The sequence below is a fragment of the Halomonas sp. AOP43-A1-21 genome (assembly GCF_052376775.1).
Taxonomy (GTDB): Bacteria; Pseudomonadota; Gammaproteobacteria; order Pseudomonadales; family Halomonadaceae; genus Vreelandella; species Vreelandella colorata.
This window is the reverse complement of sequence record NZ_JBQSWC010000034.1, coordinates 1-21,796: the sequence shown is the minus strand read 5'-3', so window position 1 is coordinate 21,796 and position 21,796 is coordinate 1. Positions and strand designations below refer to the sequence as shown.

Sequence of the window (21,796 nt, the reverse complement as noted above, 5' to 3'; positions counted from 1 at the left end):
AAACCCTCGGTAGCAGACTAACTCAGAAAGATTCCCACTCAGGATGTTGTAAAGAAGAGAACTGATGCCGTGGTAACGATGTTGACCTAGCACTTTTATTCTCCTGTTTCCTCTCAGCCAGCGCCAAGGGCTGTGTTGCGATATCGCTTAACTTGAAGGCACCTACTAATACGCTTAAGCGAGAGGCCTGTTCGCTTAGCTCTGCTGCTGCGCTGGACTCTTCTACCAGGGATGCATTGTGCTGAGTCATGCTATCCAGCTCGTTGACGGCATCATTGACTTGCCCAATTCCCACACTTTGCTCTTTGGCGCCAGCGCTAATTTCAGCAATTACATCGGAAACGCGTTCAATGCTGTGGACCATTTCTTCCATCAGTTGCCCAGTGCTTTTTACTTGATTGACGCCCGCCCCAGTTCGGCTCATCGAAGTATTGATGAGGGTGGCAATACTTTTTGAGGCGTCGCTTGAACGGCTGGCTAAGGTGCGTACTTCTTGGGCAACGACAGCGAAACCTCTGCCGTGCTCTCCCGCACGAGCCGCCTCAACTGAAGCATTCAATGCTAAGATATTCGTTTGAAAGGCGATGCTCTCAATAAGACTGACGATATTACTTATTTCAGAAGAGGATTCGCTAATGGTATCCATCGTCTGTTCAACACTGCGCATCGCACTGCGTCCCTGATTGGCTAATTCGCGACTCGATAGTGCCAGTTGATCTGCCTGCTGTGCAGAGTCAGAGGCATTGGTAACCACTGCCGCGATTTGCTCCATGGAAGCTGATGTCTGCTGTAAATTGGCAGCAGCTTGCTCCGTACGCGTTGCAAGCTCCTGACTACCTTTGGCAATTTCTGTGGATGCGTGCTGAAGGCTGACAGTGCTTTGGCTAACAGCTTGAAGCGTCCCGTCAATATGCTTGATAAAAGTATCAAACTCATGAGCTAACTCACCAATCTCGTCCCGGCGTTGGCTATTGATGCGGGCCGTCAAATCACCGTCTCCTTGGGTAATTTCTTTAATGCGCCGACTTATTTGACGAAGTGCCTTGGACATCATCAAAGGACCCAGCAGAGCAATCAACGTTGCCGCGATAAAGACGATTAAAGAAAAAACAATCGTAGTCGTCTGCTGCAATCGAATTCTTTCCAAGACAGCCTTTTCTGCCGCAATAATTGCAGTTTCAATATTGGCTCCTGAAATATCATATAAATCTCGCAACGCATTAAAATGCTCTAGTGAAGAACTTGAGGAAAGAGTCAGTGCATTGACTGTTTCACCTCTCTCATGCATTGCAAAAACGCGCTCAGCCTCCTGTTTCCAGTCGCTATACAATACTTCAAAATCAGCTAACTGATCAGTAATGCTCGGATCAGCACGCATCAGCTCAGCAGATGTAACCATGCGCTCATAAGCCTGCTGCGCATTCTCCTCAAATTCATCGATAAGAGCTGATGCCTGCTCTGTACCAGGCGATGAGAGGAGAAACTCTATTTCAGCGACCCTCGCCTGGTAAAGATCTCTATCTCCATTGAGGATGGTTGTTGAAGCAGGGATGTAGTGAGATATAAATGAATCGAGTCGGCTTTTTACCATATTGACGAGTAATATATCAGCCAGCACAACTGCTAGTAGCGCAAGTGCGACGCTTATAAAAGCAAAGGCATATTTTACTTTTATCAGGTGGAATTTTTTCATGTGCACTACCCTTGTCATGTTGGAGGATGAGTGCACATTACTCTTAAAGTATTAGATTAAGCGACCTACTTATTGGCTTGGTCACGTTTGTTTACGTTTATCCTCATTAGAGAGCCAAAGAGTCATTGGTTAGCTAGAACAGCAGCACTCAGCTCGCCTATTGATAACCCTTCGCTTGTAAATAGAAAAGATGTGCATATCGGCCCTTGAGTGCGAGAAGCTCTTCATGAGTGCCGCGTTCCAGCACGCGGCCATGGTTAATGACTAAAATCAGCTCGGCACTGCGCACCGTCGAAAAGCGGTGCGAGATGAGGATGGTCATTTTATCGTGGCTATGCTCGCGAAAGCGGGTAAATATATCGGCTTCAGCGGCAGCGTCCATCGCCGCGGTGGGCTCATCCAGCACTAGAATATCAGCCTCCTCGCGCATGTAGGCACGCGAGAGCGCTATTTTTTGCCACTGCCCGCCGGAGAGTTCCTGGCCATCTTTAAACCAGCGGCCTAGTTGGGTGTTATAGCCTTGGGGCATGCGTTTGATAAAGCCGTCGGCCATACCGTTGTGGGCCGCTTTCTGCCAGCGCGTTTGATCATTAAATGCCTGAATGTCGCCCACACCCAGGTTTTCGCCTACCTGCAGCTGGTAGCGCACGAAATCCTGAAAAATCACCCCGATACGCTTGCGCAACGCGCCGGTTTCCCAGTCGCGCAGGTCGCTGCCATCCAGCAGAATACGCCCGTGGGTGGGTTGATAAAGCCGCGTCAAAAGCTTGATCAGGGTTGTCTTGCCCGAGCCGTTTTCGCCCACCAGTGCCAGGCTCTGGCCGGGCGCCAGGTGCAGGGAGATATTCTGCAGTACCTGCTTGCCGCCTGGATAGGCAAAGCTGACGTCCTCGAAGCGCAGCCCGTCGCCTGCGCTCTCACCCTGTGTCAGGCTGCCGCCTTCAGGTTGAGTAGACTGCTCCAGGTACTCGTAGAGGTTGGATAAGTAAAGGTTGTCTTCATACATGCCGCTGATCGCGGTGAGGCTTGCCGAAAGCGCCGACTGGCCCTGCTTGAATACCATCAGATACATGGTCATCTGGCCCAGGGTCAGCGCACCGGCGATGGTTTCAATCACCACCCAGGCGTAAGCGGCGTAAAAAGTCAGCGTGCCGAGCAGGCCCAGCACGAACCCCCAGCCCTCCCGGTGCAGCGTCAGAAGGCGGTCTTCGGCAAACAGGCGGGTAAAGATATCCCGGTAACGCTGTAGAAATAGCCCTTCAAGACCGAACAGCTTGACCTCCTTGATACTGTCTTCACGCGCCAGCACGGTTTCCAGGTAGCCCTGCATACGCGTTTCCGGTGAACGGCGGCGGAACAGGCGAAAGGCGTCGCCGGAAAACTTGGCCTCCGAGATAAATACCGGCAGTGCGCCCACCGCCAGTATCAGCAGCGCCCAGGGCGAAAACTGAATCAGCAGAACGCTGAAGCTGCCGAGCGAAATGGCGTTCTGCATCAGACCAAAGGTTTTATTGACCAGGGCAAGGGGGCGTGTCGAGGCTTCACGGCGGGCGCGGGTGAGCTGGTCATATAGCTCGGAGTCTTCGAACTGGCCAAGCGAGAGTGTCCCGGCCTTTTCCAGAATCATCACGTTGACCTTTTGCCCCAACAGCGCGCGTAGCAGCGCCTGCTGGGCGGAAAGCCCGCGCTGGGCGAGGGCAATGAGGCCGATAATCAGCGCCTCGACCCCCACCAGCTTCAACACCGGGGTGATGGACGTCAGTAGATCAGGGTCATCTGCCGCTTGATGCGCCGCCATGGCGCTGACCACTCCGTCGACAATCAGCTGGCCCACCCAGGCGGCAACGGCGGGCAGTACGCCTGCCACCAGTGTGCATAAGGCCAGGCCAAACATCATCCAGCGTGAGGTTTCCCACACCAGGCCAAGGGCACGCTGGCTGTAGCGAAAAACGCTGAAAAAACCGCTAAGCGGTGAGGAGCTTGAGTGGGGCGAAGACTGTTGCATGGCGTGGCTGAGCGGCATCCAGAAAAAAGGAGTGCCATGATGCGATGGAAAGGCGTGGATAGCTAGTCTGACTGCCGGGGGAAATGGCCGACAGTCAGAAGGGATCAGCAGAGTGGGTCAGGCAATGACAAAGGCGCCGTACACAAGGGCCGCCATGACCACGAAGGCTGGGTAGATCTTGAAGCGCACCAGCGCTATCGCGGCGACCACGCCAATGATCACCGTGTGCAGCCAGCCTGCACCGTTGACGCCTTCGAGCAGAAAGCCAAGCGTCAGCCAGGCCATCATCATGGCTATCACCGGGCGCACCCACTGGCTCATACGCTTGACCTGGGGGGACTCGCGGTGGCGATACAAAAGCCCCAGCGCGGCAATCATCAGCAAAAGCGAAGGCACCACCGTGGCTGCAACCGCTACAAAGGCGCCGCCAATACCCGCCACTTCATAGCCTACGTAGCCGGCCATCTTGGTGGCAATGGGGCTCGGCAACGCGTTGCCGAGCGCCAGGGTTTCGGCAAACGTCTGCGAGGTCATCCAGCCGTAACGGCCGACGACCTCGGCTTCGATCAAGGGAATGATGGCCGGGCCGCCGCCGTAACCCACGATATTGGGAATGAAAAACGCCAGGAAAAGCTCCCAATAGATCATGCCGAGCGCTCCGCTTTCTTGAATTTGGAGAAGGGGATAAACGCGGCCAGCAGAATCGCGCCGATGATGAAGCCCGGGTGGACGCCCAGCCAGTAAATCAGCACCCCGGAAACGATCGCCATTACGCCACTGACCAGCCAGCCAAGCGCCTTTTGCGATTTATCAAAGAAGTCCCAGGCCAGTTGGCCCATCATGATCATGACCACCGGCACCACGGCTTGCCCCATGCCGCGAATCCACGCAACATCGCGGTAGCGGCTGAAAATGCCCAGCATGACGATCATCGCCGCAATCATGGGTAGAATAACCGCCGTAACGGCAACGGCGCAGCCTAAGGGGCCGCCGACACGATAGCCGATGTAACCGGGCATCTTGGTGGCAATCGGGCCGGGCAGGGTATTGCCAATAGCCAATATATCGGCAAACTCTTCGTCGGTAAGCCACTTGTAACGGGCGACCACTTCGGCATGCACTAGCGGTATCATCGAAGGACCACCACCAAAGCCGAAAATACCGACCCGAAAGAAGGCCCAGAACAGTGCTGTCTGTTTCATTGGCAAAATACGCTATAGGAAATTAGTTGGAAAAACATATTTTTTCACTTTTTATCGTTTATATTTAAAAAAATCGATTATTTATCTGGCGTAGAATATAGGCGAGAGTACTCAGAGGCGTCAACACTGAATAAGTAGTGCGTACGTAACGGTGGATGAAAGGACCCTACCATGAATCAATATATTCAGCCTTCAGCAAGTACGGCATCAAGTCGTATTTACGATACCTTACGCAAGGATCTAGTGAACGGACGCTTCGCGGCGGGTGAAAAACTTGCCATCAATGCGCTCAAAGACCAGTACCAGGTAGGCCTGAGCCCTTTGCGGGAGGCGTTAAACAAGCTGGCGGCCTATGGATTGCTCCTTCAGGAAAACCAGCGTGGCTTTCGAGTACCGACGCTTTCCCATCGCGAGCTGGATGATATAGCGCAAACGCGCTTGTCACTTGAAGGCATGGCCTTTGAACAGGCTATCGCCCATGGCGATGCCGCTTGGGAAGCGGAGCTGCTGGCGGCGGAACACCGCCTGAAATGTGCCGATATGACGCTGGATAAGGACGATGAATGGGAGCGGTTGCACACCCAGTTTCATCGTACGCTAGTAGCGCCATGTGGCTCCGTATGGCTACTCCGCTTTATTGAGCAGCTGCATGATCAATTTGATCGTTACCGCCGGCTGGGTCCTAAAATGCCGGTGATTCGCCAGGAACTGGACCAGCAGCACCATGAGTTGGTGGAGCTTGCCTTGAAGCGCGATGTGAAAGCGGCGCGCAAGCTTCTGGATGAGCATATTCGCAAATCCTATGATGTGGCGCTTCAGCGGTTTACCCAGCATGGTGAAGGAGCGCCCAATAAGCGCTGAGCAGCGCTTGAGTTTAATGATAACGATAGGTGTACACTGGCGCCCATCAAACATGCGATCGAGCGGGTGTAAAAGAGAGTAATGCAATATTCAGATAACGACGTAATCGAGCAAACGATGAGCTGGGTGCGCAATTTTATTGTGGCGCAAAACGTATGTCCTTTTGCTCAGCGTGAAGTGGAACGCGCCTCTATCCGTGTGGAAATCGTGCGCTCCAAAAAACTTGAAGTTGCGTTAGAAGAACTCATGGTGGAAGTGCAGTGGCTGGATGAGCATCCAGATACGGAAACCACGCTGCTGGTTTTCCCCACACTATTCAAGCATTTTGATCACTACCTGGATTATGTGGAACTGGCCGAAAGCATCTTGGCCGAGCAGGGCTACGAAGGTGTTTACCAGCTAGCTACCTTCCATCCCGATTACTGTTTTGAAGACGCCGAGCCTGACGATGCCTCGAACTATACCAACCGCTCGCCCTACGCGATGGTGCATTTACTGCGCGAAGCGAGTGTCGAAAAGGCCATCGAGTTTTATGGCGACACGTCGGTAATTCCTGAACGCAACGTCGCACATTTAACGGCTATGGGAAGTAGTGAAGCGGAGCGCTACCTTCAGGAAGCGTTAGCGCAACGCGCCTCTTCTGCTAAAAGCCCCTAATACGTACGGCAGCGATCTGCTCGTCGCTTATTTAACACTCGCGCTCAAGCATTCTAGGCTGGACTGAAGGCGCGGGAGTGCTAAAGAACTCAGAAGGCTGGTATGTGTGATCGCGAGGAGTCGCCGTCGACGTGCTGATCTCTTCCAGCAATATGGGGCTGAATATGGCGCTTATGTGAGTGCTGTCTGGTGCTTGCTCTTTAGCAGCTAATGTCGGCTGCCTGTCGTTTACCGCGCTATAACCATACTCTTCAAAGCTAAGAGCCGGGCTGTCATTGAGGACATTATTCTGGGCTTGGGCAGCACGTTGAAGAGGTCTTACTACAAATACATGGATTGCGCCTTTAAACGCAATATAAAGGGCTCCCGCTAAGGCAATGAGCAGGGCCACTGTCATTAATACTATCCTGCTGTCTTTCTGTTCGCTGCTGGTTAACTGGTTTGCCCATTCAAGTATATGTCGGTCGATGTTAACTGCGGTCTTGCTGACGGCGGAAAGGTGTACGTCGGTTGCATTTCGAAAAGTCTGGAAATGATCTAAATAGCGTTGCAGTGGGTTGTCTATCAAGCGTTTATAAGTGTCAAGCATCGCGTCAATCAAAGGGCGCTGTGCAGAGTGGGAAGGTAAATCGAGTTCTTGAACCGCCTGGCTTGCATGCTCAAGGTTGTCCCGCGTCTGGCTCAATGTCGTCGCCGCTTGGTCAATATCGCTACTTAGGCGTGCCAACCGCTGGCGTACTTCCATTAAATGAATATTTGCTTGGCGGGTAGCGTCAGTTAGGTGGGCGGTGATTTCTTTGGAGAACGTTAGCTGAGGTCCTGGCGAGTGCCCGTTTTTTAAGTGCAGTAGGCCCAGCAGCACAATCATGCCCAACAGGGCGATAAATATCCATGCAAATAGCGGTTTGAAAAAAGCAGGTTTCATAGTGGGCTTTGCGTGCAGGTTTAACTGCCATCGTCTGAATTTGCCGACGGCAAGGGCGAGCCATGATACGCGATTGGCAACGCATCGGGCAGCGAATGCTGCCCGATAACTGAAAATAACGGTGTATTAAAAAGCTTCCCACTCAGGTTCGGCAGAGGCACGCTTGCTAGGCAGTGAGGTTCTGCTGGCTGGTAAAGGGCGGGCTGATTTTAATGGTGCTGATTGCGTCTGGCTTGAATGGGGTAATTTAAACGCGCTCACAAGCTCTGCCAAGCGGCTAGCTTCATCCTCAAGTGATGCCGATGCAGTGCTGGTCTCTTCTACTAAGGACACGTTTTCCTGAGTCGCGGAGTCCATTTGCGCAATTGCGGTGCTAATTTGGGTAATACCCGAGTCCTGTTCTTTGGCCGCCAGTGACAGCTCCTGCATCATATCGGTCACTTGACGGATAGCCGTATTGACCTCGCCCATACTTTCCCCATTGTGCATCGCCTGATTGGCACCTTCGGCAATACGCTGGGCAATATCCTCAATCATCGTGCGTATTTCTTTCGATGAGTTGGACGTCTTAGTCGCCAATGAGCGAACTTCGCTGGCAACGACGGCAAAGCCGCGGCCATGTTCGCCCGCGCGTGCTGCCTCAACCGAGGCGTTCAGCGCCAGGATATTAGTCTGAAAAGCGATAGAGTCGATTACTTGCACAATGTCATGCACTTTATGCGAGTCTTTTTCGAGCGCTTGCATCCATTGCCCGGCACGCTGGGCTTCGCTTTGACCATGCTCGGCTTTATGCGCGGCATTAACAGTCATCTTTTCGGCCTGCGTGGCCGTGTCAGCATTTTGGCGCACAATAGAGGAAATCTCATCCATACTCGCTGCCGTTTGCTGAAGCGCCGCTGCCTGCTGCTCGGTGCGCGAAGCAAGGTCCTGGCTACCGCTGGCAATTTCCCGGGAACTGTTGGCGACGGCCCGGCTGCTTTGGTTGAGGGTTTCCACCATCTGTTGCAAGCGCTCCTGCATCGTGCTCATCGCGCTATACAGGCGGCCTATTTCATTACGCCCGCGTGATTCGATGGCGTTAGTTAAATTGCCTTGGGATACGCTTTCACATAGCGCAACGGCGCGCTGCAGAGGGCGAACGATAATCCGGTTAATGCCGAGCTGTACGGCGATATAGATCATTAATGCCAAAACGATTAAGCCAATACTAATCAACATATTGTGCTGACTGCGGGTATGCGCATTTGAAACGGTAGTTGATGCTAGGCTTTGTGCATTGAGGTTGAAGCTACGCACACCATTGGTAAACGCATCAAACTGTTCGTTAAGGCGTTCGGCGTGATCGATCAGCGGTGCCACATTCCCGGCGTTAAGGTCGCGTCTGAGCGAATCAGTAATCAAAAGCTGGTACGCCGATTCGATCGCGGCAATTAAGGGCATTCGTGGCGAGTTGCTGGGTACCTCAATGGCATGAAATGCATCAAAACGCGAATCCGCACGTTCCAACGCCGCCTGAGCAAATCCCAGCGCTTGCTGAGCTAACGCAGTGTTGCCACGTGCGTTATAGTCTGTATAACGCGCTAAGCGTACCCGAAGCTCCATTAGATTAACTTCTGAACGGTTAATAGACGCTACCTGTTGGGCCGCCACTTCATCCAACTCGTTTAAGCTTGTTATTGCTCTTTTCTCTGCCTGTATGCCAAGCGCTGCCACAACAATCAACATGACAACGAGTAAACCTAATGCCCCGGCCAGGGCATATTTTACGGATAAATCTTTCATTACGTTCATTTCTCACTTAAGGGGGAGCAATAGAGCAGCAAGATAGGCAGCCACATCACAATGAACTAGAGAGCTTCATTGTGGTGGTCGTAATATCGGCCTTAAGTGAGAAAAATTAAGGGTGTAAGCGATTAAATTACAAGGATTTATACATAATATGCGTGTCTACTAACCCTTGCGTCGCATGGCGGTAGGCATTAGGAACCGTGCCCACAATGCTAAATCCTAACCGTTGCCAGAGCGCCACCGCGACATCGTTAGTGGAAACGACGGCGTTAAACTGCATGGCTTGAAAGTTGAACTCACGCGCTAATTGCTGTGAATGCTCGCACATCGCCCGGGCAACGCCTTTACCGCGAGCGGCAGCGGTCACCATATAGCCGCAGTTACAGATATGATCGCCGGGGCCGGCTGCATTGGCTTTTAAGTAGTAGCTACCGATTAATTCGCCTGCTGCATCCTTAACCGCATAGGTGACTTTGGGCGCTTGGCACCAGAGCCGATAGGCCGCATCGTAGCTGATATCAGGGTCAATCGCGTAGGTTTGCTGGTCTGCGATAATGGCCTGAAAGGTTGGCCAAAAGATAACGAAGTCATCTTGTGTCATAGGCGTGAACGTGAGGGAAGACGCATTATTTGAAGACATTGTATTTGAAGACATCGTATTTGATGACATAGCCAGTACCTGATGGAAATAAGTAGGACAGCGTTAACCGCTATGATAATAAGCGCCATAACGCAGCGGTGGCCATTCCCGCAGTAATCGCAACGAGCGGCTTATGCAGTATCAGCATGGCGCTTAACGTGGCGAGCAGACCAAGCCGAGCGCCCCAATCCCCCTGAGCTGCCAGCGGTACAACAACAGCGACCAGAACGGACCCCGCCATAGCGTTGATAAATCGCTCTACCTTAGGGCCAATAGGGATACGTGACATGATGATCGAGCCACCGATACGGGTGGTAAACGTCACCAGTGCCATGATAACGATAGCAAGTAGCGCAGTAGCTGGAGTTAGCGGCACGCCTATTGTCCTTTTTGTTGATTCGCCTGAGGCAATAGCATGCCCGCCAAACCACCCGCCAGCGCACCCACAATAACGTGAGCGTTGGGCGGCAAATAATAAAGCGCGAGCAGCGCGGCCACGCCAGCCACGCCCCAGGGAAGTAGCATCGTAAGCGACGGTTTGTTTTTACCGCCTACCAGCATGGAAAGTAAGAAACAGCCCATGATGACGTCTAATCCAAACCGTTCGGGCTGGCTGATCCCGCTACCAAACGCGACCCCCAACAGCGTGCCCAGCACCCAGGAGAGCCATAAGGCAATACCGCCGCCAAAAAGAGCGCCGACATTGGTTTCTCCTCGCTGATGGTCAGCTGCCGCCATGGCCCAGTTGGAGTCACTCATCATCCCAAGGCAGGCATAACGCTGGCCTGAGGGAAGGTGGCGCAGCCAGGGGTAAAGCGAAGCGCCCATCAATAAGTGACGGGCGTTAATGGCAAACGTGGTGGCAATAAGCGCTGTGAGCGGAATGGTGGGTCCCCACAGCTCCAGTGCCGCAAACTGAGCGGTGCCCGCGAACACCAGGCTGCTCATCAGCAGCGTTTCCCAGCTGCTTAAACCATGTTGGATAGCGGCAACGCCAAACGCTAAGCCAAACGCAACCACGAACAGGGAAAGCGGGGCCATTCGCTTGAAGCCCCATAACGTACCTTTTGCGTCTAGCTTTGCGCTCACCGCGCGGCCTCTGCAACAATCTCATAGCTGCGCAGACGGTCAGCATGATTATAAAAGTCGCTATTGATCATCAGCTCATCCGCGCCGGTACGTTCTTGGAAAGCCGTCAATTCTGCTTTGACCGTTTCAGGACCACCGATAATCGCTGCGCCTAAAAATTGGCTTACCTGCGCCTGCTCCATAGGTGACCAGTCCAGCTGCTCTACTGGGGGCAGCGACTGGGTCGGTTTGCCACGAATAAGGTTTAGAAACTTCTGCTGAGCCGTGGTCGCAAGGTAGTGCGCCAGCGCATCGTTTTCAGCAGCGATAACCGGTAAACCTACCATGGCATGGGGTTTGTCCAGATGTTCAGACGGGCGGAAATTATCGCGATACAGGCGCAGGGCTTCAAACAGATAGCCAGGGGCGAACTGAGCGGCAAAGGCGAAGGGAAGGCCAAGCTTGGCCGCTAGCTGGGCGCTATAGCCGCTGGAACCCAACAGCCAAATAGGCACGTTGGTTCCCTGGCCAGGCACCGCTTTCACCTGCTGGCCGGGCTCGGCGTCTGCCAGGTAGCGGAGTAGCTCGCTTAACTGCTCGGGGAAGTCGTCCACGCCTGCATGCATGCTGCGCCGCATAGCGCGCATGGTCGCACCGTCAGAGCCGGGCGCGCGGCCTAAGCCCAGATCAATTCGGTCAGGATAAAGAGTTTCCAACGTGCCAAACTGCTCGGCGATGACCAGCGGCGGATGATTGGGCAGCATAATCCCGCCACTACCCACCCGAATAGTGGAGGTCTGGCCCGCTACATGGCCAATTAATACTGAAGTTGCCGCGCTGGCGATTCCGGCAATATTGTGATGTTCGGCAAGCCAGTAGCGGGTATAGCCCAACTGTTCGGTTCGCTGAGCGAGAGAAACACTGTCCCGAAACGTTTCAGCAGCGCTTCCGCCTTGGCGTATCGGAGCAAGGTCGAGAACGGAAAGCGCTGTCGAAGAAAGCTGGCTCATAATTCACCTACTATTGAAAACGTGGGGCGTGGGTGAACGGTCAGGACGTGTACATAGTAGAAAGTACATGAACAGATCATTAGCACGCTTGGTTGTAGGTGTTATGCGGGCTAAGAAGACGAAATACAAGGAGCAGCCCGCTTTGAGCTGGCTAACATGTTTACTCAGCTATTCAATCGGCGGGGTAGGGCGAATCAGTATTTCATTAACATCGACATGAGCCGGTTGAGAAAGTGCATAGATAACCGCGTTTGCGATATCGCGGTCTTCCAGGGCATTATCAGGCGATTCATCAAAAAACGGCGTATCGACCATGCCGGGCTCAATCAGGGTAACCCGCATCCCGCTACCCCGTAACTCTTCACGAAGGTTATAGCCAATCCCCGTTACTGCCCACTTGGTGGCGCTGTACATGGAGCCTGGAATGGTGGTTCGGCCGGCGGCAGAACCCGTCATCAGTACATGGCCTTTACTACGTTTAAGCGCAGGAAGGCTTGCCTGAAGAGTAAGGCCCACGCCATATATATTGGTCAGAATCATCTCGTGCCAGGCAGCATGATTGGCGCCGCTAAACCCGCCCGGCGAGCCGCCTTGCCCGGCGTTGGCAAACACCGCATCCAGGCGGCCAAAGGTCTCCAGCGCCTGATCGATCATCGCCTGCTGCTGATCCATATCAGTGACATCAAGCTCGCAGGTAAGTACGTTCTCAGGCCCAAGCTCCTGGGCAAGTGCGGCGAGTTTGTCGGCTGAACGGGCGGCGAGTACAAGCTGGTAGCCTTCGCGCGCGGCGGCTCTTGCCGTGGCTGCGCCAATACCGCTTGAGGCACCGGTAATCAATAATACGCCGTGTTGCATGGTTGGCACTCCTTGCTAAGCCATAAACAGGAGTTTTCAGAATGGCTAATACGACGCTATCTTGCAAACCGTCGCCAACTTTAGGCAGCTAAGCTTAAGAGGGCTACTAAGCCTTTTTGAGTATAGAAGAGAGATCAAGAATAGCCTGCGCCATATCCGCCATGCTTTTGCTTTGATCCATGGAGGTTTTGCGCAGGAAGCGGTAGGCCTCTTCTTCGGTCATGGACTGGTGCGCCATGATCAAGCCTTTGGCGCGCTCGACCAGCTTGCGCTCGCGCAATGCCTTGCGGGTATTTTCCAGCTCATCGCTCAACCCTTGTAAACGGCTTGATTGTGCCTGAGTAAGCTCAATCAATGACCGTCCAAGCGGTGAGGTCAACGCGCTAGCGGTTAAGTCTCCAAATGGCTGTGTAGGACTAAGCGCGAGGAGCTGCTCACAAGGGGCGGGCGTATGAGGACCGGGCTTGGCTTTGGCGTGTTCAAGCGCGGCTTTCGCCTGGGCTATTTTGCGATAGCAAAGCGCCGCTAGCTGGGTATTTAAAGCGTCTTCGACGATTTTAAGCGCATCAATGCGAAGCGTGGTGAGCTCGTACCACGTTTCACCCAGAACGTTGGTGGTAACGTGCTGTGAGGTAGATTGGCAGGCAGCCTCACGCAGCTGGTGAATGCCGGTTAACGTACTGGTTGAAACCGCCTGCTGCCAGGCGAGTTCAGCGTCCGGCGTGGCAAACTCAACGAAGGTATCAAAGCAGCGCTGCTGATCCTCGACCAACTGGCCGAGTAACTGGCGATGCGTTTTATCAAAGTGACCTTGAGTAAAGCCAAATGCACCGCAGGCCCGCTCCTGGCCCGCAAGTTCCTTGCCTTGCATCAAGTGGAAGATCGCCACAAGCGTACGGGTAATCTCCGGGTCGTCGGAGGTATCGGCGGCTTCAAAAACAATTGCCAGTAAACCGCTGATTAAATGGTTAAAAGCCTGGGTCGCGGCATCGGGGGAGATCGCCATGAGATCAATGGCGCTGCGCAGAGCAGCTATGTCGTCAAGAGCGTTCCATACGGCTGCGATGCGCCGTAATAAGCGCGCTGCACCCTGAGGGCGCACTTCCTGGGTCAGTACCTCCAGCCGTTGCCGCATGAGTATCTCAGCTTCCTGGCTATGTTTGAGGTAGTCGCGGCGCTGGGTTTTAAAGCGTGAGCCTTGAGAAACGAGGTAGATCGTTGAGGCGCCACGCTCACGCTGGAGTACGTGAATAAAGCGGCTAATATCGGCGACAATTTCCGAGGTCGTCGCTAAATGGGTCAGGTTATCGATATCACAACGAATGGCGGTTAAGAGTAGCTGCTGGGCAGATGACATAGTGATTTTCCTTTTACTCGCCGCCTTGATCTATCTCCCCGGGGCAGCCGCCACCGGGGATGAAAGGTCTTGATTGAGCATAATGCGGGGTTTTAACGTAATGAAAGAGCCCCTGCGCCGGTATCGTCGCCCACGGCATCACGGTAGGCGCTGGCTTCCTGCGCTTCCGTTGCATCGCTAAAGCGCACAGCCAGTACGCATGAGGCGAGTACCAGTACGGTCAGCCCCAGATAAAACAGTCCTTGCTGGTAGCTTAAGTTTTCGCTACGAAACAAAAACGCCGCCGATACGGCGCCGACATTACCGCCGGCACCCACAATACCCGCCACGGCGCCCAGGGCTTTTTTGTTGATAAACGGCACCACGCCAAACGTTGCCCCTTCAGCCATTTGAACGAACAGGCTAAAGACCAGCATGATGCCAATAGCAAGACTCAAAATATGCATTTGAGAAAATGCGATCAGCGCAATGCCTTCGCAGATCAAGGCAATAAACAGCCAGCGCACGCGGCCCTTCAAGCCCCCTTGCTTGGCGAACAAATCTGAGAAAACACCGCCCAGCGTGCGGGCAAATATATTCATCAGGCCAAACAGACCGGCGATTAGCCCAGCGGTTGCCAAGCTTAAGTTGAACTGGTCAAAAAAGTAGATAGCCGCAATATTGTTGATCGTAAGTTCAACGCCAAAGCACAGCCCATAAACGACAAACAGCGCCCACACGCGGATATCTTTTGCCGCGGTGAGAAAGCTTTGCAGCGCGCCATATTCCTTGGTGGCTTCCGGCAGCTCACCCCGCGCGCGCAGGTCGCTAAAGTTACCGTCCGGTGCATCCTGGGTGAGAAACCAGTAGCCAATGCCGGTGATAAACAGCACCACACCCGGCACTACCATGGCAAGGCGCCAGCCGAGCGCCTCATTAACGCCGAGCATTAACATCCCGGAGAATATAAGCGGCATCAGGATTTGCGTGGTGCCGCCACCTAAATTGCCCCAGCCCGCACTGGTCGCATTGGCCGTGCCCACCACATTAGGCGCAAACATCATGGTGGTGTGGTACTGGGTGATGACAAATGAGGCGCCAATTGCGCCAATTGCCAGGCGCGCCAGGAAAAAGCTTTCAAAACTGTCGGCAAAGCCGATACTCATAACGGGAATGGAGCCTAACACCAGTAGGCCAGTGTAGGTTTTACGCGGCCCTAGCCGGTCACACAGTAGCCCTATTAATAGCCGCACGATAACGGTAATCGCGACGGAGGCGATAATTGTATTACCGATTTGAGTCTGGGTCAGAGAAAGGTCTTCACGCACGATCGCCATCAGCGGCGCGATGCCGAACCAGCCAAAAAAACAGATATGAAAAGCAAACCACGACAGATGAAAGGCACGCATCTGAGGGGTTGAGAAATTGAGTAGGCGAATACGATTGGCTTTATTGCGTATGTCCATGGGATGGCCTCACGGGATCTTGAACCAGTTGAGCATCACGCAACGCCGAGTCGCTCTATCGCGTCGCGTATTTACGAGAACATGCCTTCGCCATTGAAGGTCAGGCTCGACGCACTCGTACCCCGCTGGGCCTGGTCTACGCCTACCACCACAAAGCCTTGTTAAGCAATTAGTTTGCCATATAGGGTTTTAATTAAACCTATCAGTTAGTTGATGTGTTGAATAAAAGGGTGGGCAGGGAGGGATAAGAGATTGGGCGGGGAAGGAAAATAGGCGGTGCGCCATTGGCGAGCATGCCAGGAGCGGCATGCGTCACCATAGTGCCGTTTATTCGTGCAGGTAAACCGAATCGATATCCAGTGTTGAGTGATTGCCTATCGCTTCAAAATGCTCATCGAGCCAGCGCTGTGCAGCTGCCCGCCCTTGCTCAAAAAGATAGGAAAGAAACGCCCATTCAGAGTTCAGCTTGCTGGAGACGGAAAGCTCTTCCAGTGCCTGCTCACCGCTAATACGATGGAAAAGCGCCTGCTGATAGCAATTTGTAATGCCCTGTTCTTCAAGTGCGTGCTGTAACAGCGCAATCATGCGTATTTCTTTAATCAATGCCGCGTTAAAGGTAATTTCGTTTAAGCGGTTCAGAATCGACGAGGCAGAGGTAGGCACCGTATCCCGGCTGATAGGATTGATTTGTACCAGCAGGATATCCCGCGAGCTGCATTCTTCCATGAGCGGGAAAAGCGCCGGGTTGCCCATATAGCCCCCGTCCCAGTAAGCCTCACCGTCAATTTCTACGGCTTGGAACATTAGGGGTAAACAGGCAGAAGCCATTACCGCATCCAGGCTCATTTCCTCACGGCGAAAAACGCGCTGCTTGCCGGTGCGTACATTGGTGGCCGCTACAAACAGCTTGAGCTGATCGCACTGACGCACGCGCTCAAAATCGATGTGTTCAGCGACGATCTCACGCAGCGGGTTAACGTTAAGCGGATTGAATTGATAAGGCGATACCAGGCGCGTCATGATATCCATCGCGATATAGCCCGGCGAGTGATCAAGGCTCCAGTTGCCGGTCCAGATATCCATGGGAGATCTGCGTACCGGACTTGCCATGCCGGCGCGACTGACGGCCTGCCAAAAATCTGTAAGTGCTTGCCTGGCCAACAGCTTGTCACCCCGGGTGAGGGCATCCGCCATGACTACACCATTCATCGCGCCAGCACTGGTGCCGCTAATGCCTTCTATTTCGATCCGATCATCTTCAAGCAGCCGGTCGATCACGCCCCATGAATAAGCACCGTGAGCGCCACCGCCCTGTAGAGCTAGGTCTAGCTTCTTTACTTGAGTCATAAGGCCTCATGCGTTAGTAAGCTTATGCCATGCTGCATTGCCACTTGGTTAGCATGGCATAACAACGCCTGCTTGGCCTAAGAACCTGTCAACGTTGCGCCAAGTGGGTGGAATTTAACGTGTTGCAGCGCAGGAAGTTGGAGGTGGCGAGCCACTCCTTATCCGGGTAATAGGCAAACACATACTGATCTTCGCGCAAGCTATCGATGAGTGGATAAGTAATATCCTGACGCACCGCCGGGCAGCCATGGCTGCGGCCCAGGCGACCGGTTTGAGCAATAAAGTCATCACTGACGTAATCCGCCCCATGAATCACAATCGCGCGCTCATAGGCCAGATCATTCACATCGGGCTCAAGCCCATTGAGCCTCAGCGAATAGCCGTTGCGCCCATAGTAGCTATTCATGGTGCGAAACAGGCCTAGGCTGGACTGATGGCTCTCGGGGGTATTGGAGAACGCTTCGGCGTAAGCATCACCCGACCCTTGGCCGTGGGAGACCAGCTCTTCGAACAGCAGTTTATGCTGGCGCAGATCAAACACCCACATCCGCGGCTCGGTTGATGGAAGAGAGTAGTCAATAACCGCGAACCGCTCGGCATTGGGATTCGCACAGTTAAGCGCCTGGGCGGCAAGACGCAGAGCTTCCGGTGTGGCGGAAGGGGCGAGCTGCAGAAGTTGGTGCTGAAGCGATGACACGCCGGGAGGAGGTGTAGACGCTACGCTTGCAAAGAAACTGTTGGCTTGAAGAGGTAGGCTAATTAACGCGAAAGGTAAGCAACATAATAAAGAAAGAGAGCGTAAACGGGTTACCATATGGAGCAGTCCTGCAGACGATATCGATGACGAAAATAAGTAAACGGCTATGATAAAAGTAAGCATGCCGCGAATGGGAACTTATAGTAACGCAAGGAGAGGGTGATGAACGAGATGCAGTCACTAAGACAATGGGCGATAGGGGCCGCTCTAGGTCTGGCGCTGTCCCAAATCCCCTTCGGAATAATGCCAGCGCACGCGGCTAATGAGCTGCTTCAACAAGCACTTACTCAGCAGGGCCAGATCGGCAGCCAAGGGCAGTTGCCGGTTGAAGAATTTTATCAATTGCGCAACGAAACGTTGGCTTGGCAGAGTGAATCAGCAGTAGAAGCATTGGTTGCTGCACTTAATACTCTTGAAAGCGATGGTTTGAATCCTGCGGACTACCGTGCTGACAGATTGATGAGCGCTTTTCAAAATAGCCAGAATGCTGGGGAGTCTGCTCAGGCAGCTTTCGACATTCAGGCAACCCAGGCGCTGCTGCTGGCGCTTGATCATCTGGAACGTGGCAAGGTTAACCCCCGAGACGTTGAACCCAGCTGGGACGTTGCGCGCCCTGAGCGGCACTACTCGCTCTTGAGAGTCACTCACGCGGTTGATGATCAGGATTTAGAGCGTGCGTTTAGCTTGGCGCGGCCAGCCTCCAGCGAGTATCAGCAGCTGCGTGAGGCGTTAAGCCAGTATCGGCACATCGCTACCTTGGGCAGTGCGCCCTACCTTGGTGCGCGGGAGGAGTCGCTGCGTCCGGGAGATGTCGACGATGACGTGACCACACTGCGCCAGCGCCTGACACTTTGGGGGGAAACCGGCCTGCTCACAGCGGATAGCAGTGCCTACCCGATGATCGGTGTGCAGGTGGCTGGGGGCGATAAGCGCACTTTTGATGCCGAGCTTGAAGCGGCGGTAAAACGTTTTCAGCGCCGCCACCAGCTTAAAGAGGACGGCGTCGTGGGTGAGCAAACGCGCCTGGCGCTTAATGCGACCGCTACCTCTCGGGTGGATCAGTTGCGGGTCAATCTGGAGCGTGCCCGCTGGATAGGCCCCATGCAGTCTAGTGAGCCGCGTGTCTGGGTAGATATTGCAGGCTACCAGCTGCACTATATCCGGCCAAACGGCCAGCAGTGGAATGCTCGGGTGGTCGTCGGGTCTTCGCGTCGTGAAACGCCCATTATCCATTCATCTATCAGCCATCTGACGATCAATCCCAGCTGGACGATTCCGCCCACCATCATGCGAGAAGATGTCCTGCCCCGGGTACGTCAGAACGCCGACTATTTGGCCCAGCATAATATGCAGGTGATTAATATGTCCGGCGCACAGCTAGACCCCGCCGAAGTGGATTGGCAGCGCCCTGGTGGCATTATGCTGCGTCAGGTCGCAGGTAACAGCAATCCTTTAGGGCGGGTGGTAGTGCGCTTTCCCAATAATGACATGATCTATCTGCACGACACGCCGGCACAGGGGCTCTTTCGACGTAATCAGCGCGCGTTAAGCTCAGGCTGCGTACGCGTGGAAGGAGTACGTGAATTCGCCCAGATGTTGCTACAGGATAGTGGCAGCCGCTATCAGCTCAGTACGCTTTTAAATAGCGGCGGTAGCGACCGTAACGTGAATCTGCCTCAACGCATTCCTGTGGCGCTGCATTACTTAACCGCCTGGCCTAATGCTCAGGGGGAAGTAGAGTTCCGCTCGGATATCTACCGCCGCGATGCCTCGCTATTGGCTGCACTGCAACGCGCTGTGTAAATTGATCCGCACGCGCCAGCGTATATAGGAGATGCTCAGGTTTGCGCTTCTCCATGTGGTAGAAGTATTACGTAAGGTAGAAACATTAACGCCGCCCAAAATTGGGCGGCGTTAATGGGTATGGCTTAAGTAGACATCTGGTTACTCAGCATCTTGCTCTGGCTGATAATTTGCAACGCTGATGGTACCCGTTTGGCCGCTTTCAAGCGCCGCAAGCATCGGCTCGGCCTGACGCTGGAAGGCAACCAGCGTATCGCCGTTTAATCCCATGTCTTCAGGCAAATCTATCGACATGGCGTTTACCGGTGAGTTGTTGACGATGACTTCATAATGCAGGTGAGGGCCGGTGCTGCGGCCGGTATTGCCAGAAAGCGCGATACGTTCGCCCATGGTTACCCGATCGCCTTGACTCACCAGCGGCTGGGAAAGGTGTAGGTAGCGCGTGCGGTAGCCGTTATCATGGCGTACAACGATGTAGCGCCCTGCTGCCGGATGATTGGCCACCCGCTCGACGCGGCCGTTAGCCGGGGCAATAACGGAGGTGCCAATCGGCATGGCAAAATCGGTACCATTATGTGGGCTTATGCGGCCAGTGACCGGATGCTTACGCTGAGGGTTAAAGTTCGAGCTCAAGCGGTAGCTGCCCTCAAACGGGTAGCGCGCAAACGAGGGGTCGAGGCTATTGCCATCAGGTGTATAGAAGTGGTCGTCGGTAGCATTGCGAACTACGGTCAGGTCCATGCGCTCGCCGTTGTATTTCACCGCCAGAACGCGTGAGTCGAGCGCTTCGCCTTCAATCATGTCGGATTCGACCAGAACCTGAAATTGATCGCCACGGCGGCTGTCACGACGGAAATCCAGCTTTTTCTCCAGCAGTTTGGTCAGCTCGGTGACTGAGCCGCTACTTAGGCCGGTGGCTTGAGCGGAGCGGGCAAAACTACCGCTAACGCTACCTGCATATAAGCGCTGAACCGGTTCTCCCTGACGCTCAATGGCAGTTACGGCAAACTGGTTATCCTCACTTTCGACCAACACCCCGTCGCGGGTGTTTTTCATCATACGAAGTGATAACAGGCGACCGCTCTCGTCGAGCATATAGTCGAAACTATGGCCTGCGCGCCAATTAGTCAGCATTCTCGGTTCGGGCAAATCATCAAGCAGGGTTAATACTTCGCTATAACCTAAACCCAGCTCATTTTGTGCCAGCACTGCGAAGGTTTCACCGGATTCAACAATATGTGTTTTCCATTCCGGTACAAACGGCTCTTCCGCAGCAAGTTCAAGCTCCAGAAACGAGACATCGCCAAACAGATCGATTCCGTAATCTTCATAAGAAGTGGCATCGGCGATTTCGACAGAAGAGCTAGGGTCGATATCGAGCATGCCGCTCGTCAGCGTACCGACAACGATGGCCATGTGCAGTGCGCCGTTATCGATGGGGCTGTTGTGTAATGTTGGAGTGCTAGGCGAACGATGATCTGCTAGAGAGGCTTCTGCGCTTGAGATAACGTCCAGATCAACAATTTCTTTAACCGTTAAATCGCTTAGTGGAATGTGTTCGCGGGTGGCATCAATCGCGCGGGTGGCTCGATTGATGGCATCAGCGACAGGCGTTCGCTCTTGATTAAGAGAAGGAATGCCCGGCGCTGAATCGCTGGGAAGCGGTACTAAAACGCTTTCCAGCGGAGTGTGGGGCTGATTTAAATCTTGATATGTAGTGATTAACTTTTGTGCGCCCAGCACTGTGACCATAGTCGCCACAGGTAACAGTAACAATTTATGCGTGCGGGGCAGCGAATGGAGGATTCGCAACATGGGTAAATAGACCGCCAAGTTCGTGATCAAAAAGTAACATGAAAGTAGACGGAACCATACCCCATGAGGAAGGGGGTTCATAGACTGTATATCCATACATAAAGGATACTTCTGCTAAAAAGCAGAAAAAGCTAACTAACATTACTATTTTTGAACACTGTTTGCTAATAAAGGTAAACGATTCGACCCAAAAACCATTTTCTGAGGGTTTACTCTCTTGCCCATGCCAAGCTTAAACTGGCGCTAATTAATGACCTAATCATAGACAAGCACAGCGCGATGTAAAGGTTGTATGACGATTAGTTGGTTTTAAAAAATTTAGAATAAATTTAATGTATATTTTTATACTATAAATCAATGGTTTATTTTTTATTTAAAATAAATTAAGCAATTTCTTGACCTTCGGAAAACTTAATCTGAAGCTTATCAACGGTCTGGTAGAAATCGAATGCACAAGTGGAAATCATTTTTTTTGTAACAAAAAGTTAACTAGGGGCTTTTCGGGGCAATTTGTTCCCCCCACGTTACTCAGCGTGGACATTATTAATAGGGGCACTGAGAAGGCTAA

General features: G+C 53.3%; 19 protein-coding genes. 3 read left to right on the top strand and 16 right to left on the bottom strand.

The features are described from left to right. Positions 1 to 22 precede the first annotated feature (22 nt). The 4 genes from ACT3R7_RS16750 to ACT3R7_RS16735 form a co-directional block, all read right to left on the bottom strand. Entirely contained in the window at positions 23 to 1,693 is a 1,671-nt protein-coding gene (locus tag ACT3R7_RS16750) for a methyl-accepting chemotaxis protein (protein WP_192538000.1), read from the bottom strand. Positions 1,694 to 1,850: 157 nt separating this feature from the next. Beyond that, entirely contained in the window at positions 1,851 to 3,698 is a 1,848-nt protein-coding gene (locus ACT3R7_RS16745) for an ABC transporter ATP-binding protein (RefSeq protein ID WP_192538001.1), read from the bottom strand. A gap of 117 nt (positions 3,699 to 3,815) precedes the next feature. Next, positions 3,816 to 4,346, bottom strand: a complete 531-nt coding sequence (locus ACT3R7_RS16740) for a chromate transporter (protein ID WP_192538002.1) — start codon at positions 4,344 to 4,346, stop codon at positions 3,816 to 3,818. After that, positions 4,343 to 4,900 carry a chromate transporter gene (locus ACT3R7_RS16735; protein ID WP_192538003.1) on the bottom strand — a complete coding sequence of 186 codons (558 nt, stop codon included), beginning with the start codon at positions 4,898 to 4,900 and terminating at the stop codon, positions 4,343 to 4,345. Before ACT3R7_RS16735 ends, ACT3R7_RS16740 begins: the two co-directional genes overlap by 4 nt. A 171-nt stretch (positions 4,901 to 5,071) precedes the next feature. On the opposite strand from ACT3R7_RS16735, the gene ACT3R7_RS16730 reads away from it, so the two are divergent. Next, on the top strand, positions 5,072 to 5,761 hold the full coding sequence (locus ACT3R7_RS16730; RefSeq protein ID WP_192538004.1) for a GntR family transcriptional regulator: 690 nt from the start codon (positions 5,072 to 5,074) through the stop codon (positions 5,759 to 5,761). An 81-nt stretch (positions 5,762 to 5,842) separates the two neighbouring features. Then, positions 5,843 to 6,418, top strand: a complete 576-nt coding sequence (locus tag ACT3R7_RS16725) for a DUF1415 domain-containing protein (RefSeq protein ID WP_192538005.1) — start codon at positions 5,843 to 5,845, stop codon at positions 6,416 to 6,418. Between the two features lie 31 nt (positions 6,419 to 6,449). On the opposite strand, the gene ACT3R7_RS16720 is transcribed toward ACT3R7_RS16725, so the two are convergent. From ACT3R7_RS16720 to ACT3R7_RS16670, 11 genes are all read right to left on the bottom strand, one after another. Continuing rightward, complete coding sequence (locus tag ACT3R7_RS16720) at positions 6,450 to 7,292, bottom strand: hypothetical protein (RefSeq protein ID WP_192538006.1); 843 nt, start codon at positions 7,290 to 7,292, stop codon at positions 6,450 to 6,452. A 177-nt stretch (positions 7,293 to 7,469) separates the two neighbouring features. Beyond that, positions 7,470 to 9,125, bottom strand: a complete 1,656-nt coding sequence (locus ACT3R7_RS16715) for a methyl-accepting chemotaxis protein (protein ID WP_192538007.1) — start codon at positions 9,123 to 9,125, stop codon at positions 7,470 to 7,472. Positions 9,126 to 9,261: 136 nt separating this feature from the next. Continuing rightward, complete coding sequence (locus ACT3R7_RS16710) at positions 9,262 to 9,771, bottom strand: GNAT family N-acetyltransferase (RefSeq protein WP_192538008.1); 510 nt, start codon at positions 9,769 to 9,771, stop codon at positions 9,262 to 9,264. Between the two features lie 70 nt (positions 9,772 to 9,841). Next, on the bottom strand, positions 9,842 to 10,147 hold the full coding sequence (locus ACT3R7_RS16705; RefSeq protein WP_318782754.1) for an AzlD family protein: 306 nt from the start codon (positions 10,145 to 10,147) through the stop codon (positions 9,842 to 9,844). Between the two features lie 2 nt (positions 10,148 to 10,149). Further along, entirely contained in the window at positions 10,150 to 10,860 is a 711-nt protein-coding gene (locus tag ACT3R7_RS16700; RefSeq protein ID WP_192538009.1) for an AzlC family ABC transporter permease, read from the bottom strand. Beyond that, positions 10,857 to 11,849: an LLM class flavin-dependent oxidoreductase gene (locus tag ACT3R7_RS16695; protein ID WP_192538010.1), complete on the bottom strand. Its 993-nt coding sequence runs from the start codon at positions 11,847 to 11,849 to the stop codon at positions 10,857 to 10,859. Before ACT3R7_RS16695 ends, ACT3R7_RS16700 begins: the two co-directional genes overlap by 4 nt. A gap of 168 nt (positions 11,850 to 12,017) precedes the next feature. Continuing rightward, a complete protein-coding gene (locus ACT3R7_RS16690; protein ID WP_192538011.1) occupies positions 12,018 to 12,704 on the bottom strand; it encodes an SDR family oxidoreductase in 687 nt (228 codons plus the stop codon). Positions 12,705 to 12,810: 106 nt separating this feature from the next. Beyond that, the gene (locus ACT3R7_RS16685) at positions 12,811 to 14,061 is read right to left on the bottom strand and encodes a nitrate- and nitrite sensing domain-containing protein (protein ID WP_496199306.1); all 1,251 of its coding nucleotides are present in this window, start codon (positions 14,059 to 14,061) and stop codon (positions 12,811 to 12,813) included. 92 nt (positions 14,062 to 14,153) lie between these two features. Then, positions 14,154 to 15,506 (bottom strand): NarK family nitrate/nitrite MFS transporter, encoded by a 1,353-nt coding sequence (locus ACT3R7_RS16680; RefSeq protein ID WP_192538013.1) that lies wholly within the window; start codon positions 15,504 to 15,506, stop codon positions 14,154 to 14,156. 327 nt (positions 15,507 to 15,833) lie between these two features. Beyond that, positions 15,834 to 16,853 carry a patatin-like phospholipase family protein gene (locus ACT3R7_RS16675; RefSeq protein WP_192538014.1) on the bottom strand — a complete coding sequence of 340 codons (1,020 nt, stop codon included), beginning with the start codon at positions 16,851 to 16,853 and terminating at the stop codon, positions 15,834 to 15,836. Between the two features lie 88 nt (positions 16,854 to 16,941). After that, positions 16,942 to 17,667: a murein L,D-transpeptidase catalytic domain family protein gene (locus ACT3R7_RS16670; RefSeq protein WP_192538015.1), complete on the bottom strand. Its 726-nt coding sequence runs from the start codon at positions 17,665 to 17,667 to the stop codon at positions 16,942 to 16,944. Positions 17,668 to 17,772: 105 nt separating this feature from the next. Between ACT3R7_RS16670 and ACT3R7_RS16665 the strand changes: the two genes are divergently transcribed. Then, positions 17,773 to 19,413, top strand: coding sequence for a L,D-transpeptidase family protein (locus ACT3R7_RS16665; RefSeq protein WP_192538016.1), 1,641 nt, complete (start codon positions 17,773 to 17,775; stop codon positions 19,411 to 19,413). Positions 19,414 to 19,554: 141 nt separating this feature from the next. Here ACT3R7_RS16665 and ACT3R7_RS16660 read toward each other — a convergent pair whose 3' ends face one another. Then, positions 19,555 to 21,228 (bottom strand): peptidoglycan DD-metalloendopeptidase family protein, encoded by a 1,674-nt coding sequence (locus tag ACT3R7_RS16660; protein WP_192538056.1) that lies wholly within the window; start codon positions 21,226 to 21,228, stop codon positions 19,555 to 19,557. Between the last annotated feature and the right edge of the window lie 568 nt (positions 21,229 to 21,796).

Coding starts and splice junctions, on each gene's coding strand:
- ACT3R7_RS16735 (WP_192538003.1), bottom strand. CDS start 4,900: ATGAAACAGACAGCACTGTTCTGGGCCTTCTTTCGGGTCGGTATTTTC.
- ACT3R7_RS16695 (WP_192538010.1), bottom strand. CDS start 11,849: ATGAGCCAGCTTTCTTCGACAGCGCTTTCCGTTCTCGACCTTGCTCCG.
- ACT3R7_RS16715 (WP_192538007.1), bottom strand. CDS start 9,125: ATGAAAGATTTATCCGTAAAATATGCCCTGGCCGGGGCATTAGGTTTA.
- ACT3R7_RS16665 (WP_192538016.1), top strand. CDS start 17,773: ATGAACGAGATGCAGTCACTAAGACAATGGGCGATAGGGGCCGCTCTA.
- ACT3R7_RS16675 (WP_192538014.1), bottom strand. CDS start 16,853: ATGACTCAAGTAAAGAAGCTAGACCTAGCTCTACAGGGCGGTGGCGCT.
- ACT3R7_RS16740 (WP_192538002.1), bottom strand. CDS start 4,346: ATGATCTATTGGGAGCTTTTCCTGGCGTTTTTCATTCCCAATATCGTG.
- ACT3R7_RS16745 (WP_192538001.1), bottom strand. CDS start 3,698: ATGCAACAGTCTTCGCCCCACTCAAGCTCCTCACCGCTTAGCGGTTTT.
- ACT3R7_RS16670 (WP_192538015.1), bottom strand. CDS start 17,667: ATGGTAACCCGTTTACGCTCTCTTTCTTTATTATGTTGCTTACCTTTC.
- ACT3R7_RS16680 (WP_192538013.1), bottom strand. CDS start 15,506: ATGGACATACGCAATAAAGCCAATCGTATTCGCCTACTCAATTTCTCA.
- ACT3R7_RS16690 (WP_192538011.1), bottom strand. CDS start 12,704: ATGCAACACGGCGTATTATTGATTACCGGTGCCTCAAGCGGTATTGGC.
- ACT3R7_RS16750 (WP_192538000.1), bottom strand. CDS start 1,693: ATGAAAAAATTCCACCTGATAAAAGTAAAATATGCCTTTGCTTTTATA.
- ACT3R7_RS16725 (WP_192538005.1), top strand. CDS start 5,843: ATGCAATATTCAGATAACGACGTAATCGAGCAAACGATGAGCTGGGTG.
- ACT3R7_RS16660 (WP_192538056.1), bottom strand. CDS start 21,228: ATGTTGCGAATCCTCCATTCGCTGCCCCGCACGCATAAATTGTTACTG.
- ACT3R7_RS16710 (WP_192538008.1), bottom strand. CDS start 9,771: ATGTCTTCAAATAATGCGTCTTCCCTCACGTTCACGCCTATGACACAA.
- ACT3R7_RS16685 (WP_496199306.1), bottom strand. CDS start 14,061: ATGTCATCTGCCCAGCAGCTACTCTTAACCGCCATTCGTTGTGATATC.
- ACT3R7_RS16730 (WP_192538004.1), top strand. CDS start 5,072: ATGAATCAATATATTCAGCCTTCAGCAAGTACGGCATCAAGTCGTATT.